The 18,210-nt window shown below is 66.1% G+C and carries 11 protein-coding genes; 2 read left to right on the forward strand and 9 right to left on the reverse strand.

Annotation, left to right across the window (positions count from 1 at the left end; all coding sequences use genetic code 11):
- Positions 1-187 precede the first annotated feature (187 nt).
- From tuf to C5B99_RS12940, 9 genes are all read right to left on the reverse strand, one after another.
- Positions 188-1,381, reverse strand: a complete 1,194-nt coding sequence (gene tuf / locus C5B99_RS12900) for an elongation factor Tu (protein WP_104242686.1) — start codon at positions 1,379-1,381, stop codon at positions 188-190.
- A 121-nt stretch (positions 1,382-1,502) separates the two neighbouring features.
- A complete protein-coding gene (gene fusA, locus C5B99_RS12905; protein ID WP_104242688.1) occupies positions 1,503-3,617 on the reverse strand; it encodes an elongation factor G in 2,115 nt (704 codons plus the stop codon).
- 54 nt (positions 3,618-3,671) lie between these two features.
- On the reverse strand, positions 3,672-4,142 hold the full coding sequence (gene rpsG, locus C5B99_RS12910) for a 30S ribosomal protein S7 (protein WP_068479304.1): 471 nt from the start codon (positions 4,140-4,142) through the stop codon (positions 3,672-3,674).
- Entirely contained in the window at positions 4,142-4,516 is a 375-nt protein-coding gene (gene rpsL, locus C5B99_RS12915) for a 30S ribosomal protein S12 (RefSeq protein ID WP_068479306.1), read from the reverse strand. The genes rpsG and rpsL overlap by 1 nt, the downstream gene beginning before the upstream one ends.
- Positions 4,517-4,777: 261 nt before the next feature.
- Positions 4,778-5,296, reverse strand: a complete 519-nt coding sequence (locus tag C5B99_RS12920) for a hypothetical protein (protein ID WP_104242690.1) — start codon at positions 5,294-5,296, stop codon at positions 4,778-4,780.
- 19 nt (positions 5,297-5,315) lie between these two features.
- Positions 5,316-5,807 (reverse strand): hypothetical protein, encoded by a 492-nt coding sequence (locus tag C5B99_RS12925; protein WP_104242692.1) that lies wholly within the window; start codon positions 5,805-5,807, stop codon positions 5,316-5,318.
- The gene (locus C5B99_RS12930) at positions 5,804-7,594 is read right to left on the reverse strand and encodes a hypothetical protein (RefSeq protein WP_104242694.1); all 1,791 of its coding nucleotides are present in this window, start codon (positions 7,592-7,594) and stop codon (positions 5,804-5,806) included. The genes C5B99_RS12925 and C5B99_RS12930 overlap by 4 nt, the downstream gene beginning before the upstream one ends.
- A gap of 126 nt (positions 7,595-7,720) precedes the next feature.
- Entirely contained in the window at positions 7,721-11,599 is a 3,879-nt protein-coding gene (locus tag C5B99_RS12935) for a DNA-directed RNA polymerase subunit beta' (RefSeq protein WP_104242696.1), read from the reverse strand.
- Positions 11,600-11,647: 48 nt separating this feature from the next.
- Positions 11,648-15,136: a DNA-directed RNA polymerase subunit beta gene (locus C5B99_RS12940; RefSeq protein WP_104242698.1), complete on the reverse strand. Its 3,489-nt coding sequence runs from the start codon at positions 15,134-15,136 to the stop codon at positions 11,648-11,650.
- Between the two features lie 439 nt (positions 15,137-15,575).
- On the opposite strand from C5B99_RS12940, the gene C5B99_RS12945 reads away from it, so the two are divergent.
- Together C5B99_RS12945 and C5B99_RS19350 are read left to right on the forward strand one after the other, a co-directional pair.
- On the forward strand, positions 15,576-15,863 hold the full coding sequence (locus tag C5B99_RS12945; RefSeq protein ID WP_104242700.1) for a DUF1540 domain-containing protein: 288 nt from the start codon (positions 15,576-15,578) through the stop codon (positions 15,861-15,863).
- A 177-nt stretch (positions 15,864-16,040) separates the two neighbouring features.
- Complete coding sequence (locus C5B99_RS19350) at positions 16,041-18,203, forward strand: lamin tail domain-containing protein (RefSeq protein ID WP_181065014.1); 2,163 nt, start codon at positions 16,041-16,043, stop codon at positions 18,201-18,203.
- Positions 18,204-18,210 lie beyond the last annotated feature (7 nt).

Genomic DNA, 18,210 nt, shown 5'->3' on the forward strand with positions numbered 1-18,210 from the left:
ACTGAGGCGATGGATGGCCCTCGGCTGGGGATGCGGAGGCGACCGATCAGCGCCAGGGAAGGGGCAGGCTTCGACCCGGCACACGAGAGACGAGTGTAGCTCGCATCTCGACTCCGTGAAAACGGATGAAAACACGAAATGGGGCCGGACCCGAAGGTCCGACCCCACTGCGAAGTGAGCTGGAAGCTTACTTGTTGATCTTCGTCACCGTGCCGGCGCCGACCGTGCGGCCACCCTCACGGATTGCGAAGCCGAGGCCCTCTTCCATGGCGATCGGCTGGATGAGCTCGACCGTCATGTCCGTGGTGTCACCGGGCATGATCATTTCCTTGCCCTCGGGCAGGGTGATGACGCCGGTCACGTCCGTGGTGCGGAAGTAGAACTGCGGGCGGTAGTTCGTGAAGAACGGGTTGTGACGGCCACCCTCGTCCTTCGAGAGGATGTAGGCAGTTCCCTCGAAGTTCGTGTGCGGCGTGACGGAACCGGGAGCGACGATGACCTGACCGCGCTCGACGTCCTCACGCTTGGTGCCACGAAGGAGCAGACCACAGTTCTCACCGGCCCACGCCTCGTCGAGCTGCTTGTGGAACATCTCGATACCCGTGACGGTCGTCTTGACGGTCGGACGGAGTCCGACGATCTCGACGTCCGAGTTGATGGCGAGCGTGCCACGCTCGGCGCGACCCGTGACGACGGTTCCACGACCGGTGATCGTGAAGACGTCCTCGACGGGCATGAGGAACGGCTTGTCCTTGTCGCGGACGGGCTCCGGCACGTTGTCGTCGACAGCCTGCATGAGCTCGACGATCTTCTCGGCCCAAGCCTCGTCGCCCTCAAGTGCCTTGAGGCCGGAGACCTGGACGACAGGAGCGTCGTCGCCGGGGTAGTCCTGGCTGGAGAGGAGCTCGCGAACCTCGAGCTCGACGAGCTCCAGGATCTCCTCGTCGTCAACCATGTCGGCCTTGTTCAGCGCGACGACCAGGTACGGCACGCCGACCTGCTTGGCGAGCAGCACGTGCTCACGCGTCTGAGCCATGGGGCCGTCGGTTGCGGCGACCACGAGGATTGCGCCATCCATCTGCGCAGCGCCCGTGATCATGTTCTTGATGTAGTCGGCGTGACCCGGAGCATCGACGTGAGCGTAGTGACGCTTGGGCGTCTCGTACTCGACGTGGGAGATGTTGATCGTGATACCGCGCTGACGCTCTTCCGGAGCGGAGTCGATCGACGCGAAGTCACGCTGCACGTTGGTCGCCGAAGGGTACTTGTCAGCAAGCACCTTCGAGATCGCTGCGGTGAGCGTGGTCTTGCCGTGGTCGACGTGACCGATCGTTCCGATGTTTACGTGCGGCTTGGTCCGCTCGAACTTGGCCTTGGCCACTGTGGTCCTCCTAGGACGTCGTTGGTGTCCATCCGCCAATGATGCAGAAGGACTTCCGGGTTTTCAGTGATGAATGTTACCCGCTCGGGCGACGCGCTGCGTCACCCGAGCCGGTAGAGGCTTATTCGCCCCGGTTCTTCTGGATGATCTCCTCGGCAACGGCCTTGGGGACCTCGGAGTAGGTTTCGAACGTCATCGAGTACACAGCGCGACCAGAGGTCTTGCTGCGCAGGTCACCGATGTATCCGAACATCTCCGACAGCGGTACGAGTGCACGCACTACCTTCACGCCACTGGCATCTTCCATCGACTGGATCTGGCCGCGGCGGGAGTTCAGGTCGCCGATCACGTCGCCCATGTACTCCTCAGGAGTACGGACCTCGACCGACATGAGCGGCTCGAGGATGACGGGACCGGCCTTGGGGGCTGCTTCCTTGAACGCGATAGAGCCCGCGATCTTGAACGCCATCTCCGAGGAGTCGACGTCGTGGGCAGCACCATCGAGGAGCGACGCCTTGACGCCGACCATCGGGTAGCCGGCGAGGACGCCGACCTGCATGGCGTCCTGGATGCCAGCATCCACGGAAGGGATGTACTCACGAGGCACGCGACCACCGGTGACGGCGTTCACGAACTCGTAGGTCTTCTCCGCGTCCATCTCAAGCGGCTCGAGCTTGATCTGGATCTTGGCGAACTGGCCGGAGCCACCCGTCTGCTTCTTGTGGGTGTAGTCGAACTTCTCGACGACCTTCGTGAGCGTCTCGCGGTAGGCGACCTGGGGCTTGCCCACGTTCGCCTCGACCTTGAATTCGCGCTTCATGCGGTCGACGAGGATGTCGAGGTGCAGCTCGCCCATGCCCTTGATGACCGTCTGACCGGTCTCCTGGTCGAGCATGACGCGGAACGTCGGGTCTTCCTCGGCCAGCTTCTGGATAGCCGTTCCGAGCTTCTCCTGGTCGGCCTTGGTCTTCGGCTCGATCGCGACCTCGATGACGGGGTCCGGGAAGGTCATCGACTCGAGGACGATCTGCTTGTCAGGGTCGCTCAGGGTGTCACCGGTCATGGTGTCCTTGAGGCCGATGACGGCGTAGATGTGTCCAGCGGTCATCGACTCGACCGGGTTCTCCTTGTTGGCGTGCATCTGGAAGATCTTCCCGATGCGCTCCTTCTTGCCCTTCGAGGAGTTCACGACCTGTGCGCCGGACGGGACGTGTCCCGAGTAGACGCGCGTGTAGATGAGGCGACCGAAGAACGGGTGCACGGCGATCTTGAACGCGAGAGCCGCGAAGGGCTCGTCGGCGCTCGGACGACGCGTGAGCTCCTCCGACTCGTCACGCGGGTTCATGCCGATGACGGCAGGAACGTCGAGCGGCGACGGGAGGTAGTCGACGACGGCATCGAGCATCGGCTGGACGCCGCGGTTCTTGAACGCGGAGCCGCAGAGCACCGGGTACATCTCGCTCGTGACGGTGAGCTTGCGGATGGCTGCCTTGATCTCGGGAATCGAGATCTCCTCGCCGGCGAAGAAGCGCTCCATGAGCGCGTCGTCGGTCTCGGCGACGGCCTCGAGCAGCTTCGTGCGGTACTCCTCAGCGCGCTCCTTGAGGTCTTCCGGGATCTCCTGGGTCTCGTACGCAGCACCCAGGGTGGTGTCACCCTTGGAGTCGCTCGGCCAGACCTTGGCGTTCATCTCGACCAGGTCGACGACGCCGATGAAGTCGTTCTCAGCGCCGATGGGGAGCTGGATGACGAGCGGCTTCGCGCCGAGGCGGTTGATGATCGTGTCGACCGTGAAGTAGAAGTCGGCGCCGAGCTTGTCCATCTTGTTGACGAAGCAGATGCGCGGGACGTCGTACTTGTCAGCCTGACGCCAGACGGTCTCCGACTGGGGCTCAACGCCCTCCTTGCCGTCGAACACGGCGACGGCACCGTCGAGGACGCGGAGCGAACGCTCCACCTCGACGGTGAAGTCGACGTGACCAGGCGTGTCGATGATGTTGATCTGGTTCTTCTTCCAGAACGACGTCACAGCAGCGGAGGTGATCGTGATGCCACGCTCCTGCTCCTGCTCCATCCAGTCCGTCGTCGAGGCGCCGTCATGCGTCTCGCCGAGCTTGTGGTTGACACCGGTGTAGAACAGGATGCGCTCGGTGGTTGTCGTCTTGCCAGCATCGATGTGCGCCATGATGCCGATGTTGCGGACCTTGTTCAGGTCAGTAAGCACGTCCTGTGCCACGGGTGTCCTCCGAAAGGATTGAAGCGAGAGTGGTGAGGGCTACCAGCTGCTGGATTACCAGCGGTAGTGCGCGAAGGCCTTGTTCGACTCGGCCATCTTGTGCGTGTCTTCACGGCGCTTCACCGCGGCGCCGAGGCCGTTGGATGCGTCGAGGATCTCGTTCGTGAGGCGCTCGGTCATCGACTTCTCGCGACGGTTCTTCGCGTAGCTCGTGAGCCAGCGGAGAGCGAGCGTGTTGGCGCGGTGAGGCTTGACCTCGACCGGGACCTGGTAGGTCGAGCCACCGACGCGGCGCGAGCGAACCTCGAGCGTGGGGCGCACGTTGTCGAGCGCCTTCTTCAGAGTCGCGACTGCGTCGAGCTCGGACTTGGCAGCGACACCCTCGAGTGCGTCGTAGACGATGCGCTCGGCGAGGCCCTTCTTGCCATCAAGAAGGATCTTGTTGACGAGCTGGCTGACGATGGGGGCGCCGTACACGGGGTCGGCGACCACGGGGCGCTTGGGGGCTGGACCCTTACGTGGCATTACTTCTTCTCCATCTTCGCGCCGTAACGGCTGCGAGCCTGCTTGCGGTTCTTCACTGCCTGGGTGTCGAGTGCACCTCGGACGATCTTGTACCGCACACCCGGGAGGTCCTTCACACGGCCGCCACGGACGAGCACCATCGAGTGCTCCTGGAGGTTGTGGCCCTCACCTGGGATGTAGGCGGTCACCTCGGTGCCGTTCGACAGCTTGACACGGGCAACCTTGCGGAGCGCCGAGTTCGGCTTCTTAGGCGTCGTCGTGTAGACGCGGGTGCAAACCCCGCGCTGCTGAGGGTTGGCCTTCAGGGCTGGCGTCTTGGACGCCGACGCCTTGGGGCGGCGGCCCTTGCGGACCAACTGCTGAATTGTTGGCACGAATAATCTCCTTGGTTTTGTACTGCGTGATCGTGGTAAGCACGATTCCTGTGCCTACGAGGCACTGTTTGCCTCTTGATAACCGACCGGCGGTACAAAATCTCTGGTATCGCTGGTTGGTGAAGCGGTCGCAGTCGAGGCGACTGGCGTTGCTTACAGTTGCGCGCTGAGCTGCGGTTTTACACAGTTTCAACGTTCGCACGGTTTTGGGCGCGACAGGGCGCGCGCACCGAAAAATCCTACCCCGTCAGTTTTGCAGGGTCAAGCCACACCCCGATCGCGTCCGGACGGACGTGCCGTCGAGAGGAGGACGGCGATGATCACGATGATCGCGAGCGGCACGATCGCGATCCCGAACGGACTCGTGGAGAGGCCCACGGCGACCTGGCTCGGAAGCGTGGAGATCGCATCCGACGCCCCCGGCTCCGGCCGGGAGCTCGATACCGCGATGCCGGCCATGATCGCGAACGCGAGCCAGGCGAGCAGGCTGCCCGGAAGCGACAGCCAGAGCGAACCCGGCTTGCCGAGGAACCTCCTGCGGAGCGCAACCGCCGCGGAGAGCGCGACCACGGCCGTCGCGGCCGCCACCGCCAATGGCGCCACGAGGACACCGACGCCTGGCAGCTCGATGACGTCCCTGTCGAGGCCGAGGGAGACGAATCCCCACGTCGCGATGACGAGCGACGCGAACACGAGGCCGCTGACGGCACCCCACGTCCCAGCCCTCCCCCACGAGGAGCCGGGATCAGGCGGCAGCTCGGCATCGAAGCGTTCGATCATGAGCTCGCAGCCGCCTTCCTCAGGACGTGACCTCGACCTGCAGGCCGCGGACGATGCCAGCGATGTCCTTGCCGATATGCGCCGACTGTCCTGCGGTGCTCGTCCCGACAGCCGTCACGATCTCCGTGACAGGCCCACGGTGCAGGATCACCATCTTCGAGCGGACCTCGAGTCCGCCCAGCCTCTGGTCCCGCTGCGTGGACTCGACGTAGTGGGACAGCTGGGGCAGGTCGAGCGTCTCCGCGGATCGCTCCTTGCCACCCCCCTGCGTGATGCGCTGCCGGAGCACGGTGAGCGCATCCTCTGGCGAGATCGTTCCAGGCCATCGCTCGATCGTGACCAGCACGTTCGGGTTGAATCCGTTGGTCGCCACCAGGTGACGGGCGCCGAGCACCGACCCCGCCCACTGCAGCGGCTCCCAGCCGGCAGGGACCTCGAGGGACACAGCTGGGAAAGCGGGGAACTCCTCGCTCGGCAGCGTCAGCCGTCGGAGCTGCGTGCCATCGCTCACTCTGCCGTTCCGTTCGCCTCTGCAGTCTCGGCGGCGCGATCGGCCATGCGCTTCTCGTAGCTGAGCTTGGCCCTGCGGTTCGCGCGGGACACCCGGCGTCCGCGTGCCGCCGCGATGCCTCCGACCCACGTGAAGGCCTCCCGGGCCGCGATGGCCGCGACCAGAGCCGTGAGCAGGTGCTCGGAGGCGCCGAACTTCGCGATCACCTCGTCGATCCGGATGTTCGTGAGCGGCAGCCCATCCGCGAGGTGCTGCTGCAGCGCGGCACCGAAGTAGTAGCCGAGGACGACAAGCGCGGCAGCGAGGAAGCCCCCGAGCACGTAGGCCCACCAGCCCGCGCGATTCACGATGAGCGCCCAGATGACTCCGAACGCGGCGAAGACCGTCACCGGCACCGTGAAGGCCGCCGTTATGGCGAACTCCGAAGCCTCGCCGATCGGGTCGAGGCCGGTGTTGAACGCCGTGCGCAGCACAGCGAAGGCCAGCAGATACAGGGCGGCGAACACCACGGCCGCGACCAGCGCGACGAACACGGCGAACATCCGGTTCCCGCGTTTCTTCGGCTTCACGGGCGCGAGGTCGTCGCTGTCCGTGGGGGCAGAGAGACGCAGCGGGGCGAAGGTCGCGTCGTCCGTCGAGGACGTCGTGGCGACAGCTCCGGCGACGCGCTCGTCGTCGCCCTCGTCGCGCAGGCGCTCAGATGGGCCCGTGGCGTCGCCCTCAGCCTCGGTCGAGGAGATGTCTGCCTCCGTGACTCCGTCACCCTCAGCGAGCCCTCCTGACGTCTCTGCGGCCACCGCGGGCACAACCGGGTCCGTGGCCGAGGTGCCCTCCACGACATCGACCCGCTCGGTGACGGTGACGGCCTCGACCGTCTCGCCGTCGTCGGCGAGCTGCTCGGTCACCGTCTCCGTGACGACGACCTCCGCCTGCACGGCATCGCCGGCATCCCTCTGAGCCGCTCGTTCACTGTCGAGCGCTGCTGCGGCGACAGGCGCGACGGCGTTCACCGCCGCGACGCGGGCAGCGGTGCGGTCGATCTCCAGGGTCCGGCGCGGGGCGTCGAGCTCGTCCTCGGGGGCGGTCGCCGAGCCGGCGGCGTCCACCGTGATCGCGGCGACGGATTCGGCGCCGATGGCGTCGGCAGCCAGCTCCTGTGCGGGCACGGGCTCCGTGACCGGGAAGTCGGCGGCATCATCCTCCTCGGCGACCACTCGGTCGACGACGGGAACGGAGCCGTACGAGTCGACGAGGCCCTCGCGGCCGTCGGGGCGGACGTCCGCGGAATCAGCGGCCTCGGACGGCTCCGAGATGTCATGGTCGAGATCCTGAGACGGGGCGGCGACGTCGACGTCGTCGGTCTGCTCGGGGACGGCGTGGGACTCCGCAGCAGGTGGCTCAGTGGCATCCCGATCAGGCTGGTGGCCGAGCACGGCTGCGAGCTCCTCGCGGTCCAGGCCCACCGTGGCGTTGGGGTCTGCCGCCTCGGCAGCCGTCGAGCCGTCCGCGGCCAGCGGGTCGGAGAATGCCACCGCGACGTCGTCCTGCGGGGCGAGCGCCGGATCGGTCGGTGCCTCAGCGCGCCCATCGAACGCGAGGTCGTCCGCCGCGAGCACGTCGCCAGAGCGCACGTCGCCGTCCTCGCCGATACCTCGGCTGCGCGCAAGCGCGGCCTCCAGCTGGTCCTGGGCGTCCGGAAGCTCTCGGGGCTCGCCCGTCCCTCCGCCGGCCTCCGGCTGCGGGCCGTCATCGAAGGGCTGGCGAGGCGCGCGCGTGTCGTCACTCATGAGGCCAACGTTAGGGCCGTCCGCACGCATCGGGTCGGTGACAAGCCGCAGACGCACGAACGCCCCCACCCGAGACGGGTGGGGGCGTTCGCGCTGGAGCTGCGTCGAGTCGACGCGAGCGAGTGACTAGCTGAAGTTGGATCCGCCGAAGTCGTCGCTCGAGAAGGCCTCGAAGTCCACGAAGGTGAGGTCGTTCTCGTCGAAGCTGCCCTCATCGGCACCGAACGGGTACCGCTCGGCGCGAGCCTCGTCGGTCGGCTCGACCGACATCTCGCGGTACTTGGTGAGACCAGTACCGGCCGGGATGAGGCGTCCGATGATGACGTTCTCCTTCAGGCCGACCAGCGGGTCGGTCGTCGCTTCCATGGCGGCCTGCGTGAGCACGCGGGTCGTCTCCTGGAACGAAGCCGCCGAGAGCCACGACTCGGTCGCAAGCGACGCCTTCGTGATTCCCATGACTTCCTGACGGCCGGTCGCGGGCTTGCGGCCAGACATGACGGCTGCGCGGTTGATGGAAGCGAAGCGCTGTCCATCAGCCAGCTCACCCGGCAGCATGTCGGTCTCGCCGTGGTCGATGACCGTGATCTTCCGGAGCATCTGACGAACGATGACCTCGATGTGCTTGTCGTGAATCGGCACACCCTGCGAACGGTAGACGCCCTGCACACCGCTGACGAGGTACTTCTGCACCTCGCGAGCACCCTTGACGCGCAGCACGTCCTTCGGGTCGATGGGACCCTCGTGCAGCTGCTGGCCGTGCTCGACGTGCTGGCCATCCTCGACGAGGAGCTCAGCGCGCTTCAGCACCGGGTAGATGTGCGGCTCGTCGCCGTTGTCCGGGATGAGGACGATCTTGCGCGACTTGTCGGTGTCCTGGATCTCGATGCGACCAGCGGCCTCGGCGAGCGGCGATGCGCCCTTCGGGGTGCGGGCCTCGAAGAGCTCCTGGACACGCGGCAGACCCTGCGTGATGTCACCGGCGCTCGACACACCACCGGAGTGGAAGGTACGCATCGTGAGCTGGGTGCCCGGCTCGCCGATGGACTGTGCCGCGATGATGCCGACCGCCTCGCCGATGTCGACGAGGTTGCCCGTGGCGAGCGAGCGGCCGTAGCACGCCGCGCAGACGCCGACGCTGGACTCGCACGTGAGGACAGAGCGGATCTTGACCTCGGTGATGCCCGCATCCATGAGCTGGTCGATGACGACGTCGCCCATGTCGGTGCCTGCAGCTGCGACGACGTTGCCGTCGGCGTCGACTGCGTCGACCGAGATGCTGCGGGCGTAGACCGCGTTCTCCACGTTGTCGTCGACGACGATCTCGCCGCCATCGGTGATGTGGGCGATCTGGATGTCGAGACCACGTGCGGTGCCGCAGTCGTCCTCACGGATGATGACGTCCTGCGAGACGTCGACGAGTCGACGCGTCAGGTAGCCGGAGTCGGCCGTACGGAGAGCCGTGTCGGCCAGACCCTTGCGGGCACCGTGGGTCGAGATGAAGTACTCGGCAACCGTCAGGCCCTCGCGGTACGAGTGCACGATCGGGCGAGGAATGGTCTCACCCTTCGGGTTGGCGACCAGGCCACGCATACCGGCGATCTGGCGAACCTGCAGCCAGTTTCCGTTTGCACCTGCCGTGACCATGCGGTGGATGGAGTTGGTCGACGGGAAGGCCGCCTGCATCTCGTCGGCGACGAGCGCGGTTGCAGCTTCCCACTTCTTGATGACCTCTTCGCGGTACTCCTGCTCGGAGATCGCGCCCATGACCTGCCACTCGTTGCGCAGCTCGGCGACCTCAGCCTCGGTGCGCTCGACGATCTCGCGCTTCGAGTCGGGCGTCACGAGGTCGCTCAGCGCGATCGAGATGCCCGAGCGGGTCGCCCAGTAGAAGCCGGAGTCCTTGATGCGGTCAAGGGTCTCTGCGACCTCGTCCTTCGAGTACCGCTCAGCGAGGTAGTTGACGACACCGGACAGACGTCCCTTGGTCATCGTGTCCTCGACGTAGGGGTAGTCGGAAGGAAGCAGCTCGTTGAAGCGAGCACGGCCGAGCGTCGTCTCGACGAGCGCGGTCTCTCCCTGCACGTAGCCCTCCGGAGCCTTGCCCTCTTCGAACGTGATCCCCGTGAGGCGGAGCCTGATGGGTGCGTTCAGGTCGAGCGAGCCCTGGTCGAACGCCATGATCGCCTCGGCCGTGGACGAGAAGACTCGTCCAGCACCCTCGACATCGTCCTGCAGCGTCGTCAGGTGGTACAGACCCGCGACCATGTCCTGCGAAGGCAGGGTGACGGGGCGGCCATCCGACGGCTTGAGGATGTTGTTCGACGCGAGCATGAGCACGCGGGCCTCGGCCTGAGCCTCGACCGACAGGGGCAGGTGGACTGCCATCTGGTCACCGTCGAAGTCGGCGTTGAACGCCGCGCAGACGAGCGGGTGCAGCTGGATCGCCTTGCCCTCGACGAGGAGCGGCTCGAACGCCTGGATGCCCAGACGGTGCAGCGTCGGTGCGCGGTTGAGCAGCACGGGACGCTCGCGGATGACCTCTTCGAGGACGTCCCACACCTCGGGCTTCGCGCGCTCGACGGCGCGCTTGGCTGCCTTGATGTTGGAAGCGTGCTGCAGGTCGATCAGGCGCTTGATGACGTACGGCTTGAACAGCTCGAGCGCCATCTGCTTCGGGAGACCGCACTGGTGCATGCGCAGCTGCGGGCCCACGATGATGACCGAACGGCCCGAGTAGTCGACGCGCTTTCCGAGGAGGTTCTGGCGGAAGCGGCCCTGCTTGCCCTTCAGCATGTCGCTGAGGGACTTGAGAGCGCGGTTGCCGGTGCCCGTGACGGGGCGGCCACGACGACCGTTGTCGAACAGCGCGTCGACCGACTCCTGGAGCATGCGCTTCTCGTTGTTCACGATGATCTCGGGAGCACCGAGGTCGAGCAGGCGGCGGAGGCGGTTGTTGCGGTTGATCACACGACGGTAGAGGTCGTTGAGGTCGCTCGTTGCGAAGCGGCCACCGTCGAGCTGCACCATGGGGCGGAGCTCCGGCGGGATGACCGGGACGACGTCGAGGACCATCGCGGCGGGGCTGTTGCCCGTCGCGAGGAACGACGAGACGACCTTGAGTCGCTTGATGGCACGGATCTTCTTCTGGCCCTTGCCCTCGGCGATCTGCGTGCGCAGGAGCTCGCCTTCGGCCTTGAGGTCGAAGTTCTGCAGGCGCTTCTGGATCGACTCCGCGCCCATGAAGGCCTCGAAGTAGTCGCCGTAGCGGTCGACGAGCTCGTGGAAGTCGGTGTCCTCGGGCTTGAGCTCACCGACCTTCAGGTTCTTGAACGACTCGAAGACGCGCTCGACGCGGGTGATGTCCTCGTCGAACCCCTTGCGGAGCTGACCCATCTCCTTCTCGCCGGCGTCCTTCGTCTTGCGAAGCTGGTCTGCCTTGGCGCCCTCTGCCTCGAGAGCACCGAGCTCCTCCTCGAGCCGCAGCATGCGAGCCGCGATGGCCGCATCCTTCTGGTCGTTGAGGCTCTTGAGCTCAAGACGCATCTCGCTCTCGAGACCGCTGAGGTCGTCGCGACGCCCCTCGGTGTCGACGGAGATGACCATGTACGCGGCGAAGTAGATGACCTTCTCGAGGTCCTTCGGCGCCATGTCGAGGAGGTATCCGAGACGGCTCGGAACGCCCTTGAAGTACCAGATGTGCGTGACGGGCGCTGCGAGCTCGATGTGGCCCATGCGCTCGCGGCGCACAGCCGACTTCGTGACCTCGACGCCGCACCGCTCACAGACGATGCCCTTGAAGCGCACGCGCTTGTACTTGCCGCAGGCGCACTCCCAGTCACGGGAAGGTCCGAAGATCTGTTCGCCGAACAGGCCGTCCTTCTCGGGCTTGAGCGTGCGGTAGTTGATGGTCTCGGGCTTCTTGACCTCGCCGTACGACCACTTGCGAATGTCATCTGCCGTGGCTAGGCCGATGCGCAGTTCATCAAACTTGGTTGCATCCAACAATGCTGTTGTCTCCTTGTGAAGAATGAGTCTTCGTCGTGTCGGGGAGGCTTAGATCTCGTCGACGGACGAGGACTCGAAGCGGCTGGAGATGTTGATGCCGAGTTCTTCGGCGGCCCGGTAGGCCTCGTCGTCGTTGTCGCGGAGGCTCAGTGCTGTTCCGTCTGCCGAGAGGACCTCGACGTTCAGGCACAGCGACTGCATCTCCTTGAGGAGAACCTTGAAGGACTCGGGGATACCCGGCTCCTGGATGTTCTCGCCCTTGACGATGGCCTCGTAGGCCTTGACGCGTCCGACGATGTCGTCGGACTTGATGGTGAGGAGCTCCTGGAGCGTGTACGCGGCACCGTATGCGTACAGCGCCCACACCTCCATCTCACCGAAGCGCTGTCCACCGAACTGCGCCTTACCACCGAGTGGCTGCTGCGTGATCATCGAGTACGGACCCGTCGAACGCGCGTGGATCTTGTCATCCACGAGGTGGTGCAGCTTCAGGATGTACATGTAGCCGACGGAGATCGGGTCTGGGAAGGGCTCTCCGGAGCGGCCGTCGAACAGGACGGTCTTTCCGGTCGAGTTGATGAGGCGGTCGCCGTCGCGCGTCTTGAGCGTCGAGTCGAGGAGGCCCGTGAGCTCTTCCTCGGTCGCGCCGTCGAAGACTGGGGTTGCGAGCTTGACGCCCGGCGTTCCCTCGTAGGCCTCGGGAACGAGGTTCTTCGCCCACTCGGGCTCGCCCTCGATCTTCCAGCCGGTCTTCGCGACCCAGCCGAGGTGCGTCTCGAGCACCTGACCGAAGTTCATGCGCTTCGGGATGCCGAGCGGGTTGAGCACGATGTCGAGCGGAGTTCCATCGGCGAGGAACGGCATGTCCTCTTCCGGCAGGATCTTCGCGATGACGCCCTTGTTGCCGTGGCGGCCAGCGAGCTTGTCGCCCTCGGTGATCTTGCGCTCCTGGGCGATGTACACGACAACGCGCTGGTTGACGCCCGAGCCGAGCTCGTCGTCGCCCTCCTCGGAGTCGAAGACCTTCACCTGGATGATCGTGCCGGCTTCACCGTGAGGAACCTTGAGCGAGGTGTCGCGCACTTCGCGGCTCTTCTCGTTGAAGATCGCGCGGAGGAGGCGCTCTTCTGCGCTGAGCTCGGTCTCGCCCTTCGGCGTGACCTTGCCGACGAGGATGTCGCCAGGCTGGACCTCTGCACCGATGCGGATGATGCCGCGCTCGTCGAGGTCCTTCAGGAGCTCGGGCGAGACGTTGGGCAGGTCGCGGGTGATCTCTTCCTTGCCGAGCTTGGTGTCGCGAGCGTCGACCTCGTACTCCTCGATGTGGATCGAGGAGAGCGTGTCGTTCTTCACCAGGTTCTGGCTGAGGATCATGGCGTCCTCGAAGTTGTGGCCTTCCCACGGCATGAAGCCGACGAGGAGGTTCTTGCCGAGCGCGAGCTCGCCGTTCTCCGTCGCGGGTCCATCCGCGATGACCATTCCCTCTTCGACGCGCTCGCCGGCCGAGACGACAACACGGTGGTTGTAGCAGGTGCCGTGGTTCGAGCGGTCGAACTTGCGGAGGAAGTAGGACTCGGTTCCACCCTCGTCGAGCTGCAGGACGACGTGGTCGGCCGAGACCGACTGCACGACACCTGCGCGGTTCGCCGTGATGACGTCACCGGCGTCGATGGCCGCGAAGCCCTCCATACCGGTTCCGACGACAGGGCTCTCGCTGCGAACGAGCGGGACGGCCTGACGCTGCATGTTGGCGCCCATGAGGGCGCGGTTCGCATCGTCGTGCTCGAGGAACGGGATGAGGCTCGTCGCGACCGACACCATCTGGCGCGGCGAGACGTCCATGTAGTTGACCTCGCCGGCTGGGACGAGCTCGACCTCACCGCCCTTGCGTCGGACGAGAACCTCGTCCTCGACGAAGTGGCCGTCTGCCCCGATGGGAGCGTTGGCCTGCGCGACGACGTACTCGTCTTCCTCGGACGCGGTCAGGTAGTCGACCTGCTCCGTGACCTTGGTCTCGACGACACGGCGGTACGGCGTCTCGATGAAGCCGAACGCGTTGATGCGCGCGAACGTCGCCAGCGAGCCGATGAGGCCGATGTTCGGGCCTTCAGGCGTCTCGATGGGGCACATGCGTCCGTAGTGGGACGGGTGGACGTCACGAACCTCGACGCCGGCACGCTCACGCGAGAGACCGCCGGGCCCGAGGGCCGAGAGGCGACGCTTGTGCGTGAGACCCGCAAGCGGGTTGTTCTGGTCCATGAACTGCGAGAGCTGGGACGTTCCGAAGAACTCCTTGATCGCAGCGACGACGGGGCGCACGTTGATCAGGGTCTGCGGCGTGATCGCCTCGATCTCCTGCGTCGTCATGCGCTCGCGGACGACGCGCTCCATGCGGCTGAGGCCCGTGCGGACCTGCGACTGGATGAGCTCGCCGACGGCACGGATGCGACGGTTGCCGAAGTGGTCGATGTCGTCGACGTCGAGGCGGATGTCTGCCGGCTCGCCGCCGCGCTTGCCATCGAACTTCTCGTCACCGGCGTGCAGCGCGACGAGGTACTTGATCGTCGAGACGATGTCCTCGACGGTCAGGACCGACTCGCTGATCGCGGACTCGATGCCGAGCTTGCGGTTGATCTTGTAGCGACCGACCTTCGCGAGGTCGTAGCGCTTCGAGTTGAAGTAGAAGTTGTCGAGGAGCGCACGCGCGGCTTCCGTCGCGACCTGCTCGCCCGGACGCAGCTTGCGGTAGATGTCCTTGAGGGCATCTTCCTTGGTGCGGATGTCGTCCTTCTCGAGCGTGAGCTCGATGGACTCGTATCCGGCGAACTGCTCGCGGATCTCCTCCGTCGTGAGGCCGAGGGCCTTCATGAAGACGGTGACCGACTGCTTGCGCTTGCGGTCGATGCGAACGGCGACCTGGTCGCGCTTGTCGATCTCGAACTCGAGCCAGGCTCCGCGGCTCGGGATGATGCGGGCCGAGAAGACGTCCTTGTCGCTGGTCTTCTCGGGGGTGCGCTCGAAGTAGACGCCCGGGCTGCGGACGAGCTGCGAGACGACGACACGCTCGGTGCCGTTGATGATGAACGTTCCCTTGCTCGTCATGAGCGGGAAGTCGCCCATGAAGACTGTCTGGGTCTTGATCTCGAGCGTCTGGTGGTTCATGAACTCGGCCTCGACGTACAGAGGCGCGGAGTACGTCTTGCCGCGCTCCTTGCACTCCTCGAGGGAGTACTTCTCGGGCTCGAGGTACGGGTTGGTGAAGCTCAGCTGCATCGTCTCGCCGAGGTCCTCGATGGGAGAGATCTCTTCGAAGATCTCGTCGAGGCCCGAACGGAGAGCGACGTCGGTGCGGCCTTCAGCCTGCGCCTGAGCGAGGCGCTGCTTCCAGGCGTCGTTGCCGACGAGCCAGTCGAAGGATTCGGTTTGCAGGGCGAGAAGATCTGGGACATCGAGTGTGTCGCTGATCTTCGCGAATGAGAGTCGGCGTGCATTCCGACCGGTCGTAGGCGTCGGAGATGCGTTGCGCGCAGCAGCCAAGGAAGTTCCCTCCACGATCCCGCGGATTGCGCGAGATGCCAGTAGTGTCGTCGGTGAGGTTCCGCCACGTTTCACGATGTACAAGGCGTGCCCATCGCCAACGGACGCAGTCGATGAAGACCCGCGAAGAAGTTGGTGAGAGAAGCACTGCCAGGCCGACCGCAATATGAAGGCATGGTGAGACGAAGCGCAAACATCGAGTGTATGCGCCGTTTGGTGGTATGTCTACCCCGACCTTGCCTCAATCTGGATTCTCAGGTATAACGCGCTGTCCGACGACGTTCGTTCGCCTCCGAACTCACCCACCCGAGACAGGCAAGGCTCTGCTCAGCAAGGGGACCCTGGCCTTATCAGAAAGGTGCCGCAGAGTCCAGTGTCGGCTTGAGTACCGGCCTCTCCGGCTCCTACCGTGGGAGCAACCCAACATCGGAGGCACACCATGACACTGCTCGATCTCCCCAACGTCAGCACCTGTTCAGTTGCCGGCTGCTCGTTCAACCACGACGGCTGCCACGCTCCCGCGGTGACCATCGACGGCCACGAGGGCTGCGCCACGTTCATCCCGCTGGACCGCAAGGGCGGCCTCGACAAGGTCATCGCCGGCGTCGGCGCCTGCCAGTCGACCGACTGCCGCTTCAACAAGGACCTCACCTGCACCGCTCCTGCGATCCGGGTGGGCGCGCAGGGCAGCGATGCCGCCGACTGCCTCACCTACGAAGCCGCCTGACCGCGCCGTAGTTCACCTCGAAGCGCCGACCTCCGCACGGAGGCCGGCGCTTCGGCGTTCTCCTGCCGTTCAGGTGCCAGCTACCGCTACGGCACCCGCTCCCGCTTCCATGGGCGAGGCGCTGGCGCTCGCCCCGAGCGCACTTCGCTTCATTCCCGAGCGCAGAGGAGCGCGTGCGTGCAAGCACAACGAATCACCCTGGCGGCCTTCGTCGCCGCCATCATCGGCGGAGGTGCGGCCCTGGCAGTTCCCATGTCGGCGAACGCGGCCACCACCCCCGCACCTCACCCGACCGGCGTCGTCATCAACGAGGTCGAATCCTCCGGTGGCGAGCCGGGCGACTGGGTCGAGCTCTTCAACCCGGGCATCGGCGCCATCGACCTGAGCGGCTACGTCCTCACCGACAACTCCCCAGAGGACGCCACGCACCGCTACACGCTGGCGGACGGCACGACCCTGCAGCCCGGCGACTACCTCGTCATCGAGGAGGCCGACTTCGCCTTCGGCCTGGGCGGCGGCGACAGCGCCATGCTCTTCGCGCCGGACGGGACCACGCTCGTGGACGAGCACACCTGGACCCAGCACGCGGCGACCAGCTACGGCCGCTCCCCGAACGGCACCGGCGCCTTCACGGAGACCTCGGAGCCCACCAAGGGAACCGAGAACCTCTTCGCCGGCGTCGACCCCACCTCCCCCGTGGTCATCAACGAGGTCGAGTCGAACGGCGGCACCCCCGGAGACTGGGTCGAGGTCTACAACCGCAGCGCGGAGACGGTGGACATCTCCGGCTGGACGATCGTGGACGACAACGCGGACCACACGCCTGCGCCCGCTCCCGCATCCACCGTGCTCGCGCCCGGCGAGTTCTACGTCTACGAGGAGAGCAGCCTCGGCTTCGGGCTGGGCAGCGGGGACAGCGCCACGCTCGCCGACTCCGCCGGAACGATCCTCGACTCGACCACCTGGATCGACCACGCCGATGTCAGCTGGGCCCGCTGCGCCGACGGCGACGGCGACTTCCGCGCGACGACGGCATCGACCAAGGGCGCACTGAACACATGCTCCGACGTGCCCGTCGAGACGCCAGCTCCCACGGCTCCCGCGCCCGAGCCCTGGACGGGCTCCCCCGAGGTGGCTCCCATCGCGAGCGACGTCATGCTCGGCGAGGACATGTCCGGCCTCGAGTACCAGTACTCCGCAGAAGGCAGCACGCTCTGGGCTGTCGACAACGGCACGGGCGGACTGTACCGCTTCGACGTCGCGGTCGACGGCGGCGTCACCCCGGCGGCCGGCTGGGAGGCGCCCAAGCGGGTTCGCTTCCAGGCGGATGCGGGCAACCCCGCTGCTGCGGGCCCGGACGCCGAGGGCGTGACGGTCTCGGCCGCGCACCCCGAGTCGGTCTACATCGGCTCGGAGCGCGACAACTCGGACAAGCCGACGAACGAGAACACGATCCTCAAGGTCGACCTCGTCGACGCGAGCGGTCCCGACGTGGTCGCGGCCGCCGAGTGGGACCTCACCTCCAGCCTGCCGCAGGTCGGTGCCAACACGGGCATCGAGGCCATCGAGTGGGTCGCGGACAGCGAGCTGGAGGGGCGCCTGCTCGATGAGCGCACGGGAGCGCCATACGACGCCGCGAACTACCCGGGCGCCGACGGCCTGTTCTTCGTCGCCGTCGAGGAGACCGCCGGGGTGTACGCCTACGCGCTCTTCGATGACGGGACCGCCGCCCGCGTCGCGACGCTCGAGTCGGGCCTGGGCGGCGTCATGGCCCTCGACTACGACGAGTCGACGCAGACCCTGTGGGGCATGTGCGACAACGGGTGCGGCGGAACGAGCGCGCTCTTCCAGTTCGGTGCGGCAGACGGCTCCGCCGGCTACTCCGTGACGCACGTCGCACGCCCGGCCGGCCTGCCGGACACCAACAACGAGGGCTTCGCGATCGCTGCGAACGAGACCTGCCTCGACGGCACCCGTGCTGCGTACTGGCTCGAGGACGGGGTGCAGACGGATGCCCTCAAGCAGGGTGCCCTCGCGTGTGCCCCGCTCGCGACGCCCGACCCCACGGAGACTGCCGACCCCACGGAGACTGCCGGCCCCACGGAGACGCCTATCACCACGGAGACGCCCGTCACCACGGAGGCCCCGAGCACCACGACGACGCCAGGCACGGCCACGGGCTCGGACGGCGCTTCGACCGGCGGAAGCGGCGCGAAGGGCCAGGAAGGTGGCACGACGCTCGCGACGACGGGCGCAGAGGATCTCGTCATCGTCACGCTGACCGCCCTCGCGGCACTCGCGCTCGGATCCCTGGCGCTCGCACGCCGCCGCGACGCGTAGCGGCGGC

Origin of the sequence: Pseudoclavibacter sp. Z016 (assembly GCF_002931215.1) — a bacterium.
In the GTDB taxonomy this organism is placed as follows: Bacteria; Actinomycetota; Actinomycetes; order Actinomycetales; family Microbacteriaceae; genus Pseudoclavibacter.